Consider the following 19058-nt stretch of genomic DNA (forward strand, 5'->3'; position numbering starts at 1 on the left):
CTATATCGAACTAATTTAATGGTTTCTTCCTTTAAGTTTGGAAAGAATGAAAACAAAACCTATTTATACTAGAGGAATTCTCTCCTTAAAATGAAAAATCATAAATGATATAATAAACCTGAGTAAAAGGTAGGAAGTGAATGGATCGAAGGGGGATTTTTTGAATGTCGGTAAAAATCGTTAATAATATCACTGAATTGATAGGAGATACACCTGTTGTAAGGATTAATCATTTAACAGCGGAGGGTGACGCTGAAGTATTTGTGAAACTTGAATATTTCAATCCGAGCCGCAGCGTAAAAGATCGGGCTGCCTTCAACTTAATTAGGCAGGCTGAATTGGATGGTATCATTCAATCCGGGGCCACGATCATTGAACCAACATCAGGGAATACAGGAATTGGACTTGCTATGAATGCCGCTGCAAAGGGGTATCGTGCCATTATGGTCATGCCGGATAATATGTCGAAAGAAAGAATCAATATCTTAAAGGCATACGGAGCGGAAGTTGTCCTCACCCCTGCATCAGAGAGGATGCCTGGAGCCATTCGTAAAGCAGAGGAACTTGCCGCAGAGATTCCTAATAGCTTTATTCCGCAGCAATTCGAAAACCAAGCCAATCCTGATATTCACAGAGTGACGACAGCAGTCGAGATTTTGGATCAGATGGATGGAAACCTGGATGTGTTTGTCGCTACTGCTGGAACGGGAGGAACGATAACCGGTACAGGTGAAGCCTTAAAAGAGCATCTGCCGGAGTTAAAGGTTGTCGTTGTCGAGCCTAAGGGTTCCCCAGTTCTTTCCGGCGGAAAGCCTGGTCCTCATAAGTTAGTGGGTACGAGCCCTGGTTTTATCCCCAATATTTTAAATACAGAGGTATTTGATGAAATCGTTCAAGCGGCAGATGAAGATGCGATTTCCACCATGAAGGATTTGGCTTCAAAGGAAGGCATATTGATTGGACCTTCAGGCGGTGCTTCTGTTTGGACTGCCCTGCAGGAAGCCCGTCGTCTTGGAAGTGGCAAACGAGTATTATGCATTGCACCGGATAATGGTGAACGATATTTAAGTATGGATATTTTTAAATAAAGAAAAGACCGAATGCCGTGCATGAAACAATGTTCACGCCATTCGGTCTTTTTCCTAATGAATTTGCCCATACTGGAATAACCAGGTACCAAATGCGGATTAAAATAATAATGTATGGGAAAGTATGTTCTGTACGTGTTAAAATTAAATGTGAAATGTTGAAAGAAATCGAGGTGATAACTTTGAGCGGTGTGAAGTTCATTCATGCGGCAGATCTCCATTTGGATAGTCCCTTTTCAGGGTTGAAGGATATGCCGACATCTATATTAAAGGAATTAAGGGACAGTCCGTTTAAAGCTTTTAAAACTATCATTAATGAAGCAATTTCCCATCAGGTTGACTTTATCGTGTTATCAGGGGATCTATTTGATGGGGAAAATCGGAGTCTCCGGACACAGGTCCGGTTTCGAACTGAAATGGAAAAACTCCAGCAGCATCAGATCCCTGCTTATATCATTCATGGTAACCATGATCATCTCAGCGGCTCATGGACTACTGTGGAGCTGCCGGATAATGTCCACGTCTTTTCAGGGAAAACGGAAGTGAAACGGTTTGAAAAAATCGATGGGACGACTGTCCACCTTTATGGATTCAGTTATCCACGCCGTCACGTAAGGGAGAGAATGATTGAAACCTACATAAAAGCTGAAGGGGCCGATTATCATATAGGCCTGCTTCATGGGAATTTGGAAGGCAATTCCGAACATAGCCCATACGCCCCTTTTTCATTGAAGGAACTAGCTGCTAAAGATTTCGATTACTGGGCATTAGGCCATATTCATAAACATCAGGTAGTATCAGAAGATCCGCTGGTGATTTACCCAGGGAATATTCAAGGCAGGAATCGAAAGGAATCTGGCGTTAAAGGGTGCCTTCTCGTCGAATTTGACGGAGACACGAAGCGCCGTTCCTTTATTGAGACCTCTGAGGTGATATGGGAAAGCGAAACAATTGAAATATCCGCGGAAGGTGGATTTGATGCCCTGCTCAAACAATGCAAGGAAGTAGTTGAACAGAAGGGTTTCGATGGGAGAAGCTTTCTTTTGGAATTGAAGCTGGATGCAGGTGACGCAGCAGGCCCTTTCGGGGAATATCTTGAGGAATTAAACCAGATTTTGCAGGATGAGGAGCAAGGCGAATCGTTTATCTGGGTGTATAAAATCAAAGTCATCCAGTCCATGCCGATGATTAGGTCAAATGAAAGAATATCGCCCTTTATGGCTGAGGTATCGATGCTTGCATCTGAATTTGATGATACGGATGCTGCTCTGGCCCCGCTTTATATTCATCCGGGTGCAAGAAGGTTTCTTGATTCAATAGAGCCGGAAGAGCAGAGGGAGCTTTTGGATGAAGCGGAAAGATGGCTTTTGCAAGTTTTTGAAGCGAATAAATGAATGTAGGGAGGAGGAACGGATTTGATTATTAAAGACCTCCATGTTTATGGTTACGGCAAACTGGAAAATCAGCGTTTTCCTGAATTGGGACAGCTGCAGGTTTTCTTTGGGGAAAATGAATCGGGCAAGTCAACCATCATGTCCTTCATTCATAGTATGCTGTTTGGTTTTCCGACAAAGGTTCAAAACGAACCGCGTTACGAGCCCAAAATGCATGCCAAATATGGGGGAAGGCTCAGTCTCATAACAAAAAATGATGGGGAAATCGTCATTGAGCGTGTGAAGGGAAAAGCTACTGGTGATGTGAAATTGACCTTTGAAGATGGAAGGGTTGGCGGCGAGGAAGAATTGAATGAAATTCTCCATGGCGTTGATAAAAACTATTACCAAGCCATTTTTTCTTTCGACCTTCAAGGTCTGCAGGGATTACATACACTAAGTGAAGGGACCATGAGTAAATATCTGCTTTCAGCTGGGCTTATTGGGAATGATAAACTTCTTGAAGCCGAAACGAAATTGCAAAAGGAGCTTGATTTAAGGTTCAAGCCATCAGGCCAAAAACCTTTACTGAATGTGAGGTTGAAAGAACTTAAGGAATTGCAGAAAAAGGTAAAAGCATCAGAAGAAGAACAGCAGTCATATACGGCATTACTTCAGGAAGAAGCAAAACTTAAGGAGGAGCTCTCTAAAGTCACGATAGATATTCAAGAGATTGAAGAAAACCTTGTTAACGTGAGTACTTTTTTGCGAATTAAGCCCTTGGTTGAAGAACAGGAGGACCTTGAAACCGAAATAAGTAAAATCAAGGATGTAAGTTTTCCTGTCGATGGTTTAAAAAGACTTGAACAGTTTCAGGCAGTTGGAATGCCCATGAAAGCCCAACTGTCCGCATTGACGGATAAGATGGCCAAACTTGAAGGGAATCTCACGGAAATCGAAATCAATCCTTTCATCAAGGAACATAAAGATCAGATTGAGCATGCTATCGATCAAGGAACATTGCTGGAGAAGCTTGAGCTGGATATAAGAAGAGCGGAACATGATAGGTTGATGGAAGAAAAGAATATCGAAAAGGTGAAGCAGCAATTATTCTTGGATGTTTCTGATGATGAAATAAGAAAACTTGATATCAGTAGTTTTATGAAGGAAAAGGTCAAAAGGACGGAGAGGGAAAAGCATCAACTTCAAAATGATAAAAAACAGCTTGATGATAAATATGGACAGCAAAAGGGAAGTCTGGAAACTACAGAATCCCGCTTGAAGGAGATAAAGGCCCAGTTACTGCCAGATGAAAAAAGAATCGAGCTGGAGTCCTTATACAACAAGCAGAATAACACCGAATTTGAAGCAGCACAATCCCTTATTCTTGATGAACAAATACTCGAGCTTGAAAAGCAATTGGCTTTACAGAGAAAGAAGGGAGCGCATAACCGTAAACGTTCACTTATCATGAATGGCAGTTTAATAGTACTTCTTTGTTTAGGTGCGATTGGAAGTTATTTCAGTGAACAGATTTTGTTGGGGATTATACTTCTAGCCATGGCTGTTCTGTTTGCGGTTTCCAGGTCCCTCTTCAAAGGTGATGATATATTGTCAGGGTATATCCGGCAATTGGATGAGATGAAAAGGAAAAGGGCTGCAATTGGAAGTGAAACCAATCGAGTGAGTGAAGGGGAGTCGATAGGACAGTTGCTTGAACTGGACCGACGTCTCCAAAGGCGGCTTGAAAGTGAAAGGTTCAAGTATGAAGAAAGAGAGGAAGCGTTTGAATCGACGATTCAGGAATATACCGCTTGGGAAGCTGGCAGGGACCGATTGGAAAAAGAGGTGAGAGGCATTCTAAGCGGTTGGGGCATGTCTTATCCCGGAATGGAATACAATCTTGAATCTGTATTTGAACTGCTTGAGAAATGGAAGGAAGCCGTTGACAGGAAATATGAAACAATCAAGCGGTTCCAATTTCTACATACAGAGTTTGAAGGTAAATCGAAGGCTTTATTTCATTTTGCATACAGCCTTGATTTCGAACCTGCCACATGGCGGGAAGCAATTAGCCTTTTGAAACGGGAAATGAATAAAACGGTTGAATTCTCCGTTCAATTAACGCAATGGATGCAGGAACGGAGTCGTTTGGCGAACGAAATCGAGCAGTTGACGATGGAAAAAGACTATCTCGATGCGGAAATGGAGCAGCTTTTTGAGATAGCGAATGTAAAGGGTGAGGAAGAGTTCAGACATGACGCCGCCTTGTCCGAAAAGAAAATCACTTTCCAAAAACAACTTGATTTGATTACCATTCAAATTGGACAATCGAGAATGCTGCCTGATCAAATCCAAACTTACCTAAAACAGGGGATCACCACATATACATTTGAAAACTTGGAACGGAAACGGAAGGATTCTGTAAAGGTGAAATCACTTTTATTAGAGAAACAGTCGGATGCGAAGCATAGGATAAAACAGCTTGAAGCTTCAGGGATTCATGATGACCTACTTCATCGTTTTTATGAAGAAAGGGCTGCATTTAACGAAGAAGCAAAGGAATGGGCGAAATTGGCAATAGCCAAAAGCTTATTGAATAAAACCTTGGACCGATATAAAAGGGAACGCCTACCGAAGGTCATCGCCGATGCAGAGCGGCATTTTGCCTTTTTAACGAATGGAAGCTATCGAAAAATCATCCTTGACCAGTCGGGAGAAGGAATTTGGGTACAGCGAAGTGATGGCTTGAGTTTCAGGGTTGAAGAGGTCAGCCGCGGGACAGCAGAGCAAATATATGTTTCCCTAAGGCTCGCACTTGCTGATCATACTTTTGAAAATGATTCATTCCCTCTCATCATTGATGATAGTTTCGTCAATTTTGATGAGGAAAGGACAAAACGGACGCTTGAGTTATTGAAAAAGGTATCGGAAAAGCGGCAAATTTTCTTTTTTACGTGTCATCGACATGTAGTGGAACACTTTACTGAAAATCAAGTAATTCATCTATCCAGTCCCGTATTGCGCCAAAATAGGAATGATTTGATCATCCCCAAAATATAATGGGATTTAAACTATAAAAAAGAGAGTGAAGTCATTGAATATGAATGAGTTTATAGGCCACCATGATTCTTCCCTAGAGTTAATCATCGAAAAGGAGTTTCCTGATAGACGATGTGTTGGGGGAAAATATTCTGCCGAAGGGCATACGATCACTTTGTATAGGAGAGATATCGAAATTCAGTGTGAACGCTCCCTAGGCTCGCTTCAGAGGCTCGAGGAATATACATGGGTGATTCTCACACATGAGATGGGCCACGCGTTAGACCCCGACCTTGCTTTGCTGAGTGAGGAGCTATACAATACAGGAAAATCAGAAATCCTTTATCAAATAGAGGTCAATGCCTGGAACATCGCAGAAGGATTAGTCCCTTTTATCGATCAGGCTTTATTTACCTTCATTAGAGATGAATCCCTGGCACATTGTACTAACCGCCTGCTGGTCGGTTAAAAAGCTCTCCAAATGGAGGGTTTTTTTTTATCTAAATGGGGTTTGAAAGTTCAAACAGGTGATTGCCCTAAAGGGGGAATCTGTACTAATGAATCGTTTGTGCAGAAGCTAAAGGCAAGTGGTAATGATAGGGTAATGGACTGGATTTTTTTACATTAATGTTTCCAAAGAAAGCTATATCTTTAATTGAGTGACACTTTATGATTCATTTGAGAGGAATGGGACACGAAATTCTGGATATATTCTTTTTTAAGATTGACAGTGAGAATCATTTTCATTAAACTAGTATTATTAGACTAAAAAGGGGAGTATTTTAATGCGACCAGCTATTAACACACAGTCTCTATCGCTCGGTTATGGTGATAAATTAATTATAAATGATATGAATATAAAAATACCCGATGGGGAGATCACCGTGTTCATCGGTGCTAATGGATGTGGAAAATCAACACTGCTAAGGTCGGTTGCCCGCTTGTTAAAACCTCAATCCGGCTCGGTTTTACTTGAAGGCAAAGCGATTTCAACCATGTCATCGAAGGATGTAGCAAGAAAGATGGCGATCCTTCCGCAGTCGCCTGTTGCTCCTGAAGGACTCACAGTCTATCAACTTGTTAAACAAGGAAGATATCCTTATCAAAGTTGGTTAAAACAGTGGAGCTCCATGGATGAAGAAAAAGTTCAAAAGGCAATTGAAGCAACGAACCTGACAGAATTGAAAGATCGTGCAGTCGATGAATTATCGGGAGGTCAGAAGCAACGCGCATGGATAGCGATGACTCTGGCTCAGGATACGGACATCATTTTGTTGGATGAACCGACTACATATCTTGATATGACCCACCAAATCGAGATTTTGGACTTATTGTTCGAGTTGAATGAGTTTGAGAACAGAACGATCGTGATGGTGCTTCATGATTTGAATTTAGCTTGCCGTTATGCGGATAACCTGGTGGCACTTAAAGACGGAGCGATACATGCTCAAGGTCGGCCAGAGGATATCATCACGCCTGACTTGGTGCAGCATGTATTCGGCATGGAGTGTCAAATTTCTTTTGATCCAATTTTCGGCAGTCCCATGTGCATCCCGTTTGGTAAAGGCCGTTACGCTCGAAGTCAGGTGAAAGCGCTGGCCAATGCATAACCTCTCACCATCTATTGAAAAAGAGCTTCAAGGATATCGCGTATCGTTTCGAGATGATGCCAAGGTTTCCAAGACTTTCAATCATGTTGATGAGCTGATTGAGTATGCAAAAGCCCGGTCTGGGGCGGAAACGTCAAGAATAGCAATTTCAATGTGGTTCAGACGTTATGCTTTTTTTGTCACGGCACAATTTTATATGTTCAGCAAACATCGGCTTATCTGGGAAGGCACACTTCAGGACATTGGCGTTTTGGATGATCCAGAAGATGAACATTGGCTTCCAGATTTTTTGCTGAAAATTAACAGGTGGAGCAATGTTCCGGAAAAGGAAAGCTCTTCTGCCCTACATTCCATATTAAGCAGCTTTGGAGCGGATGCCATTCGCACATTTTCCGGAACTACTAAAATATCGAGACTTGTACTTTGGGAAAATATTTGGAGCTACACGGTCTGGATGTATAGCGAGTTACTGAAGCAGACAGATATAAAGACGCGGGTTGGAAGGGACATTGAAAGGCTGCTTGAAGATGAAACATGGCTGAATATTGAAACACGTTCACCTTTTAAAAGATTCATTGGGGAAAAAAATGTTCCGGAGTCCATGAATCCTTATAAACGGGTGACATGCTGCTTATATTTCCGAATTGAGGGCCAGGATAAGTGTGCGTATTGTCCGAACAAGAACTGTTGAAATAGATCTGAATGGAAAACCAGGCTTGATTTCAAGCCTGGTTTTCCTGTGGGGTGAAAGTGACGGCAGCTTAGTCTTTTCCTTTCAATTGTCTGTACTTATTAACGAAAACTAAACGCACTAACTAGATTGATATGTTATAATGTTGATATTTAATTGAACGGGGGCAGTCGCATGGGAAATGGGATCATACACTACGGAATTGGTGAAGTAGTAGATATATATATGTATATTAAAACGAGTACAAAAGCGGTTGCAAGTAATGGAAAGCCGTTTTTAACATTGATTTTGTGTGATAAAACCGGGGAAATCGAAGCGAAGCTATGGGATGTTTCCGAGGCTGATGAGAAAACATACAGTGCGGAAGCTACGGTGAAAGTCCAGGGGGAAGTCCAGAATTATCGGGGACGCAGCCAATTGAAAATCCGTAATATTAGACTTACATCAGATGCCGATGGCGTCACGAAAGCCGATTTAATTCAAACGGCGCCTTTAAGTCAAGAAGAAATGATGGAAACCATCACTCAATTCATTTTTGAAATGAGGAATCCGAATATCCAAAGGGTGACTAGGCACCTCATTAAAAAATACCAGAATGAATTCCTGACGTTTCCTGCTGCCACCAAGAACCATCATGAGTATATGTCGGGACTTGCCTATCACGTGGTATCGATGTTAGGGCTGGCTAAGGCCATTTCAACACTATATCCCTCGCTCAACAGGGATCTTTTGTATGCAGGAGTCATCCTGCATGATCTTGGAAAGGTACATGAGCTATCTGGACCAGTGTCGACTGTTTATACTGTCGAAGGGAACTTGTTGGGGCATATCACCATCATGGTAAATGAAGTCGGTAAAGCTGCAGAGGAATTAGGCATTGAAGCAGAAGAAATCATGATTCTAAAGCACTTGATATTAAGCCATCATGGTAAAGCGGAATGGGGCAGCCCCAAACCGCCAATGGTGAGGGAAGCGGAAGTGTTACATTATATTGATAATATGGATGCCAAGATAAATATGATGGACCGCGCCTTGGAAAAAGTGAAACCGGGTGAATTTACGGAAAGAGTCTTTGCGCTCGATAATCGTTCATTCTATAAACCAACATTTTAATGAATATGCTTCTTTCTCGATGGAGAAAGAAGCATATTTTTTTTGTTCACGCATATCCTCTATTAAATGTATAGTAGATTTTTTGGGAGGGAATGGACATGCCAATTTGGATCTGGTTCGTGTTTATTGGAATAATCGTCAGTGCAGTCATGTCAATTTGGACCGCTAGGCAGGAACGCCTCATAGATGATGCATGGATTGAGAAGGAAGGTCAGAAGTACATTGAACGTATGGAAGAAGAGCGTGAAAGGCGTAAAAAGGATATAAATCAGGGAGCATAGCTTGAATGATGAGAAAAAAAGCGACAGGCCAATGGCCTGTCGCTTTTTACTATCCAATTATTTTTCAGCTTTAGTTGCGTCACCAGAAGTGATGGCATCTTTTAGATCTTTATCTTTAATCTTCACGTCAGCTTTTTTGACTTCTGAATTCAAAATATCTTGAACTTTAGCTTGGTCAATTTGAGCGACTTTCAACTTATACTCAAGATCTTTTTTCATATCTTTATATGGTTTCTTTTCTTTTGTATCAAGAAGTTGGATGATGTGGTAGCCGTAATCGGATTTAATCGGTTTGCTGATTTCATTTTTCTTCATTTTGTAAGCTTGTTCTTCAAATGCAGGAACCATTTCACCTTGACCGAACCAGCCTAGCTCCCCGCCTTTTTCAGCTGTGCCTGTGTCTGTTGAATATTCTTTTGCAAGTTTAGCGAAGTCTTCGCCTTTGGCCAATTTAGCTTCAACTTCGTCAGCAGTTTTTTTGTCTTTTACAAGAATATGTCTCGCTTTGATTTGTGGTTTATAGTCTTCATAAGCTTTTTTTACGTCAGCTTCTTTTACTTTAATATCAGCAACGGCTGCTTTTTCTTGAAGCATGCCGATTTTAAGTGCACGTTTAAGATCATCTTCGCTCTTATATCCGGAAGAGGCCAGGGCAGTTTGGAAATTTTCACCCATTTGTTTTTTAAGCTCGTCCGTTTTAGCTTTTACTTCCTTATCCGTTACTGTATATTTCTTGGAAAGAACTTTTTCATAAATAAGTTCTTGAAGGACGGCATCACCATAACGGTCTTTCATTACATTGTAAAGTTCTTCTTTAGATATATCTCCCGCTTTAGTTTCCACGACTGCTTCCTTGTCGCTGTTGCATGCTGTAAGTCCGATCAGCCCTGCAGTAACAGCAATCGATAATGCCCATTTCTTCATAAAAACAACTCCTAGTTTTAAGTTTCTGGTTTGCTATTCTTCGTATTTCCACAAAATTAACTATAACATATTCTGGTTAGTTTACAAAAAATAATATATTGGTGTTTGAATAAGAATTTTTGGAAAATGGGTGAACGCCTACCCAGATAAAGAACCATTACATATGATAAATCGAGGACATCCAAAAGGAGGTAGCATAATGAGTAATGGATTTAACGGAGGTTTCGCTTTGTTAGTGGTGTTATTCATTTTATTAATAATTGTAGGAGCATCCTTTTGCTAATAGTTCGCAATATTAATAATGGAAAGAGCCCACTCCTTTTGCCGTGGAGTTGAATAGGATAGGGTAGCCGCTACAAAAAAGATTGAATTGATTATCAAGCTATGAAAGGAATGGATTCCTTTTGGCGGATATAAGAGTGTGCATGAAAATGCTATTACTTAAGAATGGAAGGGAGGAAGATCAATGTCTGGAGGAATAGGTGGAGGCTTTGCTCTAATTGTCGTTCTTTTCATCCTGTTAATAATCATTGGAGCTTCTTGGTTATAAACTCATAAACAAAAGGCGAAGCTGACCGCTTCGCCCTTTTTCTTTATGTGGATAATGCGCCGGGTATCACCAATGTATGTAACAAATGATGGCCATCATTTGTTGCTTATCTCTACGTATACAAAATTTCAATATAGGAGGATAATAACATAATAGTAATTAAAACATTAATGATCCTGAATACTTTAGGCTGCCGGTCTTCAGCAATTTCTTTTTGAATGCATAAAGAGTTTGTCATTCTATTAATATTATAAAGAATCAAAATAGCAAAAATAATAAACCAGAACGAGATCAAAACCTAAAATCCCTCCTTGCAAAACATCATGTATAAATACGATACCAAATTATAATGAAAAAAGATACCTAAAAATCTTATCAGGCATCTTTATGAATAGATAAGGAATCACTTTTGAATAAGTATATCGTATCCTTCTAGATGTTCTTCGATAAATGAATGTCCCGGGGAACCAACCAGGTTTTTTATATAAATAAAATCCGATACGCATAATCCAGTGTGCAGGGATAATAAAATAGTGAAATAATGGATGTAATGTGGAAAACTAAGGGCACAACCAATCAATATGACAGACATAATGAAGAAAGGTAACACAAGGGTCAAGAGATAGAGGTGCTTTCGAATCGGATAATGCACATTGACCCTGCATGTAAGCACAAGTTTCCACTTCAAGGACCAAGAAGTTTTTACTTTTTTACATAAAAATCGTAAAGGTAAATAGTGTAATAGTTTGTGAACAGGATATAATAAGAGCAATAGGCTAAAAAATACCATTGTTTGATCGTCATACAAAACAACATGGGATGAAAAGACACTTAATAATGTATAGATCAGAACAAAAGACATCAATATAGTAAAAACTGAAAATAAGATCAGACGGCAATTCCCATATTGTTTTGCCACGTCAATTGTTTTCCACGAATTCATTTAGAATCAGCCCTCCAAAGACCGTTGAATTTACCTACATACATTACGATGAATGGGTGGAAAAAGCAATAGAATTCTTGGATTAAGTTTTATGGTAATAATCACTTTAGAGTGGATGAATATTAAAGACGTTTAAGGCCGGGTTTTGGACATGGATTTGGCTGATTTTTTTGAACGTGAAAATCTGATCGGTTTTAAGTCTTTTATGATAAAATTGAATGATTGATTGGGGATTAATGATGTATGAAAAATATAAATGAAGAAATAGAAATACTCCGTTTTCATCAAAGGCTTTTATTAAACATGATACGTAATCCGGAGGCCAAGTTGGACTTTCTTTTTGTGGAAAAAAATTTCACGAAGAAGGAAGCGGAAGAGTTATTAGAAACATGTGATATCTTGAGCAAGCGCTACGAAATAGAAAAAGCGGAAGGTTACATGAACTTTCGACCGCTTTTTAATCAATTTGAAAGAAAGGTTAATCCAAGAATAACCATAAAGGAATGCATTGATGCATGCCTCTCACAAGGTTTATATGTATCATTCATGAAGGAAATGGATAGAGTGTGAGATTAAACTGGTTCAGTTTCTTTCTCTATCTTTTTTTTTGTGATTTTACCCTCCACGTCAGTAAATTCCTGATCAATGTTATCGAAGGATCGTTCAAAGATTTGCATGAAATCTTCACCGTATATATTACGTATGACAGCCATCATTTCAATCATATCCGGAAACTTCCCATAAAGCTCACGAAGTGGAAGTGCACCTGAGAAAGCAGAGTTCTTACTTGGGTCATATGTCTCCATTAAATCAAGTAGAAGCTTTTCACCTTCTGGGGTGATCTCTATATACGTATTCCTTTTGTCATTTTCTTTCTTTGAAAAAGTTAAAAACCCGCGTTCTTCTAATTTTTTTGAAAAATTAAATGCCGTAGAAACATGCATGACCCCAAATTTTGCAACATCTGAAATGGAAGAGCCATTAAGATGGTAGGCAATCCATAGAATATGGTGCTCATTGATATTTAAATCATAGGGCTTAATCCATTGCTGCCAATCTTTTTCAATTGATTTCCATAATGCTTTGCTTAATTGTGCAATTCGTTGACTAAAAATCATTGCTTCTTTCATAGAATAATTTTTATTCTGCATATTATGGGCTCACCTACTTATAAGATTCTGTATATTTATTATGACAATAAAATAAAAATTAATAAAGAAAATATTTGCGAAATTTTTAGAAAATTTTATTTTTTTTAATTGAATTCTCCATTTCACTCCAATAAACCATATGATTTATTGGTAAAAATGGAGAACCGAGCTTGTGTGTATTAATTTTTGGAAGCAGGGATTGCCCTTTCCAATTCTTTTAAAGAACTTTCAATTTCTTGAACGTTCTTCAATAATTCATTCTTATTGGGTTCGATTTCCTGCTTCCAGTTCTCGATGACGACCTGAACATCCGAAATGAAGGTTTTTACCGTTTCTTTGCTGATTTGTGTAGCTTCCATCGTGTCATCTTTAATATTTAGCATTTTCACCTTTAACTCATCAATTGTATTCTTAATTTCTTCCGTATTCGTTTTGATGCGGGTCCGTAAGTCTTTACCTGAACTTGGAGTAGAAAGTAAGGTTGCTGCACCCGCTACGACCGTTCCGGTTAAAAAGCCAATTAGTAATGATTTTGCTTTCATTAGGATCACCTCATTTTATAATATTGTTTTCGCTTAACATGGTCTAAATCCCTGCTGAAAAAAGCATCAATTGGAAATTATGATAATTAGGGATAGAAATACTATTGATATCAAAATACCATAATTTTCATTCCTATGGAAGAGTATAGACCATTTTATCTTTATATCACAAAAATATTTTTTTAAACTTAGATAGTAAATATATAATATTTAAAAATAACTTGAAGCTTTATTAAAAATGCTTCATATAAAGGAAAGAACAGCATATAGATAGTAAAAACAAGCTGTCGGAACATGGATGGCACTGGTGGGTTAATAATGAAAATCATTTTTTTATTAGGCCTGATATGCTTGTGCGGAATGGGGTATTTTCTACGAAAAGCAAAAACTCCTGGCATCTATCCGCCTAAGAGGGTGCTCCAGGCTAGAGCCTTCGCTATGGGTCTTCCCGGAGGGTTACTGCTTTTGATTTGGTTTATGTGGATATTGATTCATTGATCCTTGGGGGATGATTCTGATTAGACTCCAGATTCATAAGAGTGGAAAAAAAAGCACCGGACATTCCGGTGCTTTTTTAAATATGATGATCCTGCTGCTTAAGCATTAATGGGTATATTAGATTTTCTTACGATGCCGTTCACAATTGGATAAATGATGACCATCGCAACTGTGTTTAGCAGTACGGCAGGAAGCACAACAGCGCCGAAAAGTGCAACGAAAGGCCCTGGAAGGGAAACGATATAATAAGCCGAACCAAGGAAGACAGCACCGGAAATTATTGTTCCTACGGCAGTCAAGACACTAACCGTGACAACGGACGTTGAAAATTTCTTAAGACTGATGAATAAAAGGTAAAACAGAAAGGCTGTTGCCAATTTGTCTATGATATTTGGAATCTGTCCACCAGGAAATGTAGTTGTCATGGCAGAGATGGCTCCAGCAGCCAAGGCGACAATGAATACATTCTTCTTCGCGGGAAACAGCGTGATCGCCAAAAACATCATCAACAGCATCATATCCGGTTTCATTCCAAGGAAGAATCCAGGAATGATAAAATGCAGGGCAGCCCCAATCCCGATTAATAGGGACAGTGACACAAGGGTTTTCGTTTTCATTTACTCATCTCTCCTATTCTCATCTCAACTAACATCTTTTCTTCAACAATGCACTATTGCCTGTTGCAAGAAGTTTAAAATAGTATATCATAAGACCTATTTTTTTAGAAGGTATATTTGTTTGAATTAAAGAGTTTGAGCTTCCTTAGCTTTATACGATTCCTGGAATTTCTTCATGAAATCCGCAAGCTCCTGACAATGGGATAAAGGGACAGCATTATAGATGGATGCTCTGCAGCCACCGATAGAACGGTGACCGTTCAGTCCTACGAATCCGGCTTGCTTCACTTCTTTAAGGAATTGAACTTCAGCTTCTTCAGACGGAAGCGTGAAGGTTACATTCATGAATGAACGGCTGTCTGATAGGGCATGGCCTTTATAAAAGCCATTGCTGCCGTCGATGGCATCGTAAATGACTTTTGCTTTTTCTTCATTGATTTCAGCAATCTTTTCCACGCCACCCTGTTCTTTTGCCCAATCCAACACAAGGGACAATAAGTAAATTGCCAATGTCGGAGGAGTGTTATATAACGAATCATTTTTCGAATGGATAGAATAGTTCATCATGGATGGGATTTTTTCATTATCCGTTATTAAATCCTTACGGATGATAACGACTGTGATTCCCGACGGACCTAAATTCTTTTGTGCACCTGCATATATGATTCCGAATTTACTAACATCAATTTTTTTGCTGAGAATATCACTTGACATATCAGCTACTAAAGGAATGCTTCCAGTTTCCGGGAATTCTTTCCATTGTGTTCCGTAAATCGTATTATTGCTTGTGATATGAAGATATGCAGCATCATCATTCAATTCGATGTCTGCAACTTTAGGGATGAATGTATATTTTTCATCTTTGGATGAAGCTACTACTGCCGTTTTACCAACCTTTTTTGCTTCTTTTAATGCTTTTTCCGACCAAGAACCAGTAAGGACATAATCTGCCCTTTTTCCATCATTCAAAATGTTCATGGGAATCATGGAAAATTGTAGACTTGCTCCTCCTTGCAGCAGAAGGACTTCATAATTTTCAGGAATTTCCATAAGGTCTTTTAATGATTGAATGGCATGGTTATGAATTTTTTCGAATTCCGAACTTCTATGGCTTAGTTCCATGACGGACATTCCGGAATTCTCAATATTCAGCCATTCGTTTTGGGCTCTTTGTAAAACTTCTAAGGGAAGGGCAGCTGGCCCAGCGTTAAAATTGCGTGCACGTTTCAAATTTTTTCCTCCTAATACGTCTATGTGTTAAAGTGTTTAAATCTATTTATATCCTACCAGAAAATTAATTTCAATAGGAGAAAAATTTAGAATTTTAGGTAGATAAAAAAATGAAATAGGAAGTAATAGAAGAGGAGGAAATAAATAGGTCCCTCACTTTAAGTGAGGACCTATTTAGGGTGTTTTTTGTCACGCATAACTGAGCTATTTTAGAGAAATCGTTGAACGTAAGTTGTAATATTCCAATAGTTAGGAGGTGGATGATAACCCTTACAGGTAGCGTTAATTTCACTTAATATGCTGTGCGATGGAGTCAGCGATTTGTTTCAGGTCATCTGGTGTATAGTCGCTCGTATTCGTTTTCCAAACAGCCCCAAAGCCGTCACCTTCCCCATGCCGAGGAATTAAATGCATATGAAAATGGAAAACGGACTGTCCTGCGGCTTCCCCGTTATTATTTAGAAGATTCAGGCCTACAGGTTGGAATTCCTGTTTCATGGCACGGGCAATTTCAGGTACCACCTCAAAAAGATTCTTGGCAATTTCAGGTGTCAACTCATATAGATTTTCCTTATGTACTTTAGGTATTACCAGGGTATGGCCTTTTGTTACTTGACTGATATCGAGAAAGGCCAATACATGTTCATTTTCGAAGACTTTGGTACTTGGTATTTCTCCATCGATTATTTTGCAGAAAATGCAATCACTCATTAAAAAACGCTCCTTTAGAAGTTAATGTATTTGGTTAATCGTACCATAGCATGAATCCTTGGGAAAAGGAAAAATCATAAAAACAGGATGCAACATTAAGTTGCACCCTGCTTATTTGAAAAAGGGGGGGTGGCTTCAAAATTCGCATTTAGCATAAATTCTCTGCGACAAACACCTCATCTACATTTTAGTAAAATACGGTTATTATCTGATTAGAGATTTTCCATTCAAAGCAACCATCTCCTATATCTTTAAAGTTTCATCAACTTACAAAGCATAATTGATAATTATTGAATGATTTTTCTGCTTTTACGTGCAAGAGAACCATCTCCTTGCTCGAAACGATTTTTTTAAATGAAGCTTCTGGTTTAATTCAGTTTTACGTCTTTAACTGACACCTCATTTACAATATGATGTGAATCATTTGTAATAAAACATTTGGGTATTTCAGTGTAATACGTCTTTAACTGACACCTCATTTACAATATGATGTGAATCACACGTAATGACTAACCCCTTCTTCCTTATTTATGATGACCACCAAGCAGGAAAAATATAATTAGTTATTTATGGAAATTTTGTTCCGGGAACACTCGACTATATAAAAGCAGGATAATTTGATAAAATGGAAATAAGAACCTCTATATAGAAAGGATCGTTTATATGTCCTTATTGGAAATCAAGCAATTAGTTGGCGGTTACACGAAAACGCCCGTTCTAAAGGGAATTAGCTTTGACATTCAACCAAATGAGTTAGTAGGGTTAATCGGGCTCAACGGGGCTGGGAAAAGTACGACGATTAAACATATCATCGGACTCATGGAGCCGAAAGGCGGAAGTGTTTCGATTCATGGCAAAACACTTGCCCAGGACCCAGATACATATCGTAAGCAATTCACTTATGTTCCAGAAACTCCAATCTTGTATGATGAGCTTACACTTGAGGAGCATTTAAAGCTGACGGCCATGGCGCATGGTTTGGAGGAATCCACATATAAAGAAAGGATGGACGTTCTGTTAAAGGAATTTCATATGGAGAAAAGACTTAAATGGTTTCCGGCGCATTTTTCAAAAGGAATGAAGCAAAAGGTCATGATAATGTGCGCCTTTTTAGTACAGCCGTCTTTATATATCGTCGACGAACCCTTCGTAGGTCTTGATCCATTAGGCATTCAATCCCTGCTTGATTTGATGAGGAAAATGAAAGAGAGCGGAGCGGGAATTTTAATGTCAACACACATACTGGCTACAGCCGAGCGGTATTGTGATTCTTTCATCATCCTGCATAATGGGGAGATCCGGGCAAAAGGCAATCTTGAACAGCTTCGTGAACAATTTTCCATGCCGGGGGCAACTCTTGACGATTTATATGTTCAATTGACGAAAGAAGAAATCGGTCATGAATAGTCAAAATCTCTGGAAGGAAAGATATTTAGGCTATATAAATGAAACGCAAAAATATCTTCGTTACATTTTTAACGGCCATCTGGTTTTTGTAATGGTATTGGTTCTTGGTGGTTTAGCTTATTATTACAGCGATTGGGTGAAGACGTTAAAAAGTGATTTCCCGGCTGAAATGATCATGGCCTTTGTTTTATCGATGATTGTAACCAGAAGCCCGATAAATACTTTTTTGAAAGAACCTGATACGGTATTCTTACTTCCGCTTGAAACGAAGTTGAAAAGCTATTTCAAGAATTCTCTGGTATTAAGTTGGGTCATGCAGGGCTTTATCCTTCTGGTTGTCCTAATTGCATTTATTCCAATGTATACGAAGGTTACGGGTGCAGGAGGAACAGACTTTGGAATCATCCTGGTTGTATTGCTTATTTTGAAGTTTTTGAATTTAACCATGCGTTGGCAAGTATTGAAATATCAAGATACATCAGTGAGCAAGTGGGACGCCTTAATCCGCTTTTTACTTAATGGTGTGATGCTCTATTTCATCTGTTCAAGGGCAAATATACTGTTTGCACTTATAACCATTTTATTATTGTTAGGGCTTTACATGTATTACCGGAGCGCAACTAAAGATTTTGTGTTGAAATGGGAGCGGCTGGTGGAACTGGAAAATAAGCGGATGAATTCTTTTTATCGAATAGCGAACATGTTTACTGATGTTCCCCATTTGAAAGGGAAGGTAGCAAGAAGGAAATGGATGGACTGGCTTTTATCATTCATTCCATATGGTGAAAAATCAACGTATACCTATCTTTACGCCCGTACTTTGTTGCGATCCAATGATTATGTGGGACTTTGTTTTCGTTTAACTATCATAGGCTCCGTTATTTTAAGTGTATTCACTAGCATATGGGCACATTTAATTGTAACTTTTATGTTCCTGTTTATGACAGCCCTGCAATTGTTACCGGTTTGGAAGGCTCATGAATGGAAAGTGTGGGTCTCACTTTATCCATTGCCAGCAAAAATGAGAGAATCTGCAGTCATAAAGCTAATTTCCTTTTTCCTATTATTTGAGGACCTGGTCTTCTGCTTGGTCCTGCTAGTGAAAGGGGAATGGATGTCCGCCTTAGCCGCACTGGCAATGGGACTTGTATTCTTATTCGGTTTTAAAAATTATGCAACAAAGAAAATTAAAAACTTTTAATCAGAAGCTGATTTTTCATAAAATCAGCTTTTTCTTTTAAGAAATGAAAATTGAAACTAAAAGCCTCGTAGGGGGTATATACATAT

21 protein-coding genes are annotated in these 19058 nt (G+C 39.0%); 13 read left to right on the top strand and 8 right to left on the bottom strand.

The window, feature by feature from the left end; all coding sequences use genetic code 11:
* Window positions 1–164: 164 nt before the first annotated feature.
* From cysK to UP17_RS05515, 8 genes are all read left to right on the top strand, one after another.
* Window positions 165–1088, top strand: coding sequence for a cysteine synthase A (gene cysK, locus UP17_RS05475; RefSeq protein ID WP_061462006.1), 924 nt, complete (start codon window positions 165–167; stop codon window positions 1086–1088).
* 17 nt (window positions 1089–1105) lie between these two features.
* The gene (locus tag UP17_RS05485; RefSeq protein ID WP_081108719.1) at window positions 1106–2482 is read left to right on the top strand and encodes a metallophosphoesterase family protein; all 1377 of its coding nucleotides are present in this window, start codon (window positions 1106–1108) and stop codon (window positions 2480–2482) included.
* 21 nt (window positions 2483–2503) lie between these two features.
* Entirely contained in the window at window positions 2504–5524 is a 3021-nt protein-coding gene (locus tag UP17_RS05490) for an ATP-binding protein (RefSeq protein WP_061462009.1), read from the top strand.
* 40 nt (window positions 5525–5564) lie between these two features.
* Entirely contained in the window at window positions 5565–5972 is a 408-nt protein-coding gene (locus tag UP17_RS05495; RefSeq protein WP_250211764.1) for a hypothetical protein, read from the top strand.
* Between the two features lie 316 nt (window positions 5973–6288).
* A complete protein-coding gene (locus UP17_RS05500) occupies window positions 6289–7113 on the top strand; it encodes an ABC transporter ATP-binding protein (RefSeq protein ID WP_061462011.1) in 825 nt (274 codons plus the stop codon).
* On the top strand, window positions 7106–7804 hold the full coding sequence (locus UP17_RS05505; RefSeq protein ID WP_061462012.1) for a (2Fe-2S)-binding protein: 699 nt from the start codon (window positions 7106–7108) through the stop codon (window positions 7802–7804). The genes UP17_RS05500 and UP17_RS05505 overlap by 8 nt, the downstream gene beginning before the upstream one ends.
* 174 nt (window positions 7805–7978) lie before the next feature.
* The gene (yhaM, locus tag UP17_RS05510) at window positions 7979–8917 is read left to right on the top strand and encodes a 3'-5' exoribonuclease YhaM (RefSeq protein WP_061462013.1); all 939 of its coding nucleotides are present in this window, start codon (window positions 7979–7981) and stop codon (window positions 8915–8917) included.
* 98 nt (window positions 8918–9015) lie between these two features.
* Window positions 9016–9198 carry a sporulation YhaL family protein gene (locus UP17_RS05515; protein ID WP_053344914.1) on the top strand — a complete coding sequence of 61 codons (183 nt, stop codon included), beginning with the start codon at window positions 9016–9018 and terminating at the stop codon, window positions 9196–9198.
* A gap of 57 nt (window positions 9199–9255) precedes the next feature.
* Here UP17_RS05515 and UP17_RS05520 read toward each other — a convergent pair whose 3' ends face one another.
* Window positions 9256–10122 (bottom strand): peptidylprolyl isomerase, encoded by an 867-nt coding sequence (locus tag UP17_RS05520; RefSeq protein WP_061462014.1) that lies wholly within the window; start codon window positions 10120–10122, stop codon window positions 9256–9258.
* Between the two features lie 199 nt (window positions 10123–10321).
* Between UP17_RS05520 and UP17_RS05525 the strand changes: the two genes are divergently transcribed.
* Both UP17_RS05525 and UP17_RS05530 read left to right on the top strand, forming a co-directional pair.
* The gene (locus tag UP17_RS05525; protein WP_061462015.1) at window positions 10322–10405 is read left to right on the top strand and encodes a YjcZ family sporulation protein; all 84 of its coding nucleotides are present in this window, start codon (window positions 10322–10324) and stop codon (window positions 10403–10405) included.
* 183 nt (window positions 10406–10588) lie between these two features.
* Complete coding sequence (locus UP17_RS05530; protein WP_061462016.1) at window positions 10589–10672, top strand: YjcZ family sporulation protein; 84 nt, start codon at window positions 10589–10591, stop codon at window positions 10670–10672.
* Between the two features lie 112 nt (window positions 10673–10784).
* Here UP17_RS05530 and UP17_RS28620 read toward each other — a convergent pair whose 3' ends face one another.
* The gene (locus UP17_RS28620; RefSeq protein ID WP_061462017.1) at window positions 10785–10967 is read right to left on the bottom strand and encodes a hypothetical protein; all 183 of its coding nucleotides are present in this window, start codon (window positions 10965–10967) and stop codon (window positions 10785–10787) included.
* Between the two features lie 108 nt (window positions 10968–11075).
* Entirely contained in the window at window positions 11076–11615 is a 540-nt protein-coding gene (locus UP17_RS29465) for a DUF3267 domain-containing protein (RefSeq protein ID WP_061462018.1), read from the bottom strand.
* A gap of 243 nt (window positions 11616–11858) precedes the next feature.
* Here UP17_RS29465 and UP17_RS05545 point away from each other — a divergent pair, with 243 nt between their 5' ends.
* The gene (locus UP17_RS05545) at window positions 11859–12185 is read left to right on the top strand and encodes a DUF1878 family protein (protein WP_061462019.1); all 327 of its coding nucleotides are present in this window, start codon (window positions 11859–11861) and stop codon (window positions 12183–12185) included.
* Window positions 12186–12187: 2 nt separating this feature from the next.
* Here UP17_RS05545 and UP17_RS05550 read toward each other — a convergent pair whose 3' ends face one another.
* The 5 genes from UP17_RS05550 to UP17_RS05575 form a co-directional block, all read right to left on the bottom strand.
* Window positions 12188–12766, bottom strand: coding sequence for an HTH-type transcriptional regulator Hpr (locus UP17_RS05550; protein ID WP_061462020.1), 579 nt, complete (start codon window positions 12764–12766; stop codon window positions 12188–12190).
* A gap of 179 nt (window positions 12767–12945) precedes the next feature.
* Entirely contained in the window at window positions 12946–13308 is a 363-nt protein-coding gene (locus UP17_RS05555) for a YtxH domain-containing protein (RefSeq protein ID WP_061462021.1), read from the bottom strand.
* 596 nt (window positions 13309–13904) lie between these two features.
* Window positions 13905–14423: a tryptophan transporter gene (locus UP17_RS05565; protein ID WP_061462023.1), complete on the bottom strand. Its 519-nt coding sequence runs from the start codon at window positions 14421–14423 to the stop codon at window positions 13905–13907.
* 126 nt (window positions 14424–14549) lie between these two features.
* The gene (serC, locus tag UP17_RS05570; RefSeq protein ID WP_061462024.1) at window positions 14550–15653 is read right to left on the bottom strand and encodes a 3-phosphoserine/phosphohydroxythreonine transaminase; all 1104 of its coding nucleotides are present in this window, start codon (window positions 15651–15653) and stop codon (window positions 14550–14552) included.
* Between the two features lie 288 nt (window positions 15654–15941).
* Window positions 15942–16364 carry an HIT family protein gene (locus tag UP17_RS05575; protein ID WP_061462025.1) on the bottom strand — a complete coding sequence of 141 codons (423 nt, stop codon included), beginning with the start codon at window positions 16362–16364 and terminating at the stop codon, window positions 15942–15944.
* Between the two features lie 663 nt (window positions 16365–17027).
* Between UP17_RS05575 and UP17_RS05580 the strand changes: the two genes are divergently transcribed.
* Together UP17_RS05580 and UP17_RS05585 are read left to right on the top strand one after the other, a co-directional pair.
* A complete protein-coding gene (locus tag UP17_RS05580) occupies window positions 17028–17771 on the top strand; it encodes an ABC transporter ATP-binding protein (protein WP_061462026.1) in 744 nt (247 codons plus the stop codon).
* On the top strand, window positions 17764–18972 hold the full coding sequence (locus tag UP17_RS05585; protein WP_061462027.1) for an ABC transporter permease: 1209 nt from the start codon (window positions 17764–17766) through the stop codon (window positions 18970–18972). The genes UP17_RS05580 and UP17_RS05585 overlap by 8 nt, the downstream gene beginning before the upstream one ends.
* The last annotated feature ends 86 nt before the right edge of the window (window positions 18973–19058 follow it).

The sequence above is a fragment of the Peribacillus simplex genome (genome assembly GCF_001578185.1).
In the GTDB taxonomy this organism is placed as follows: domain Bacteria; phylum Bacillota; class Bacilli; order Bacillales; family DSM-1321; genus Peribacillus; species Peribacillus simplex_A.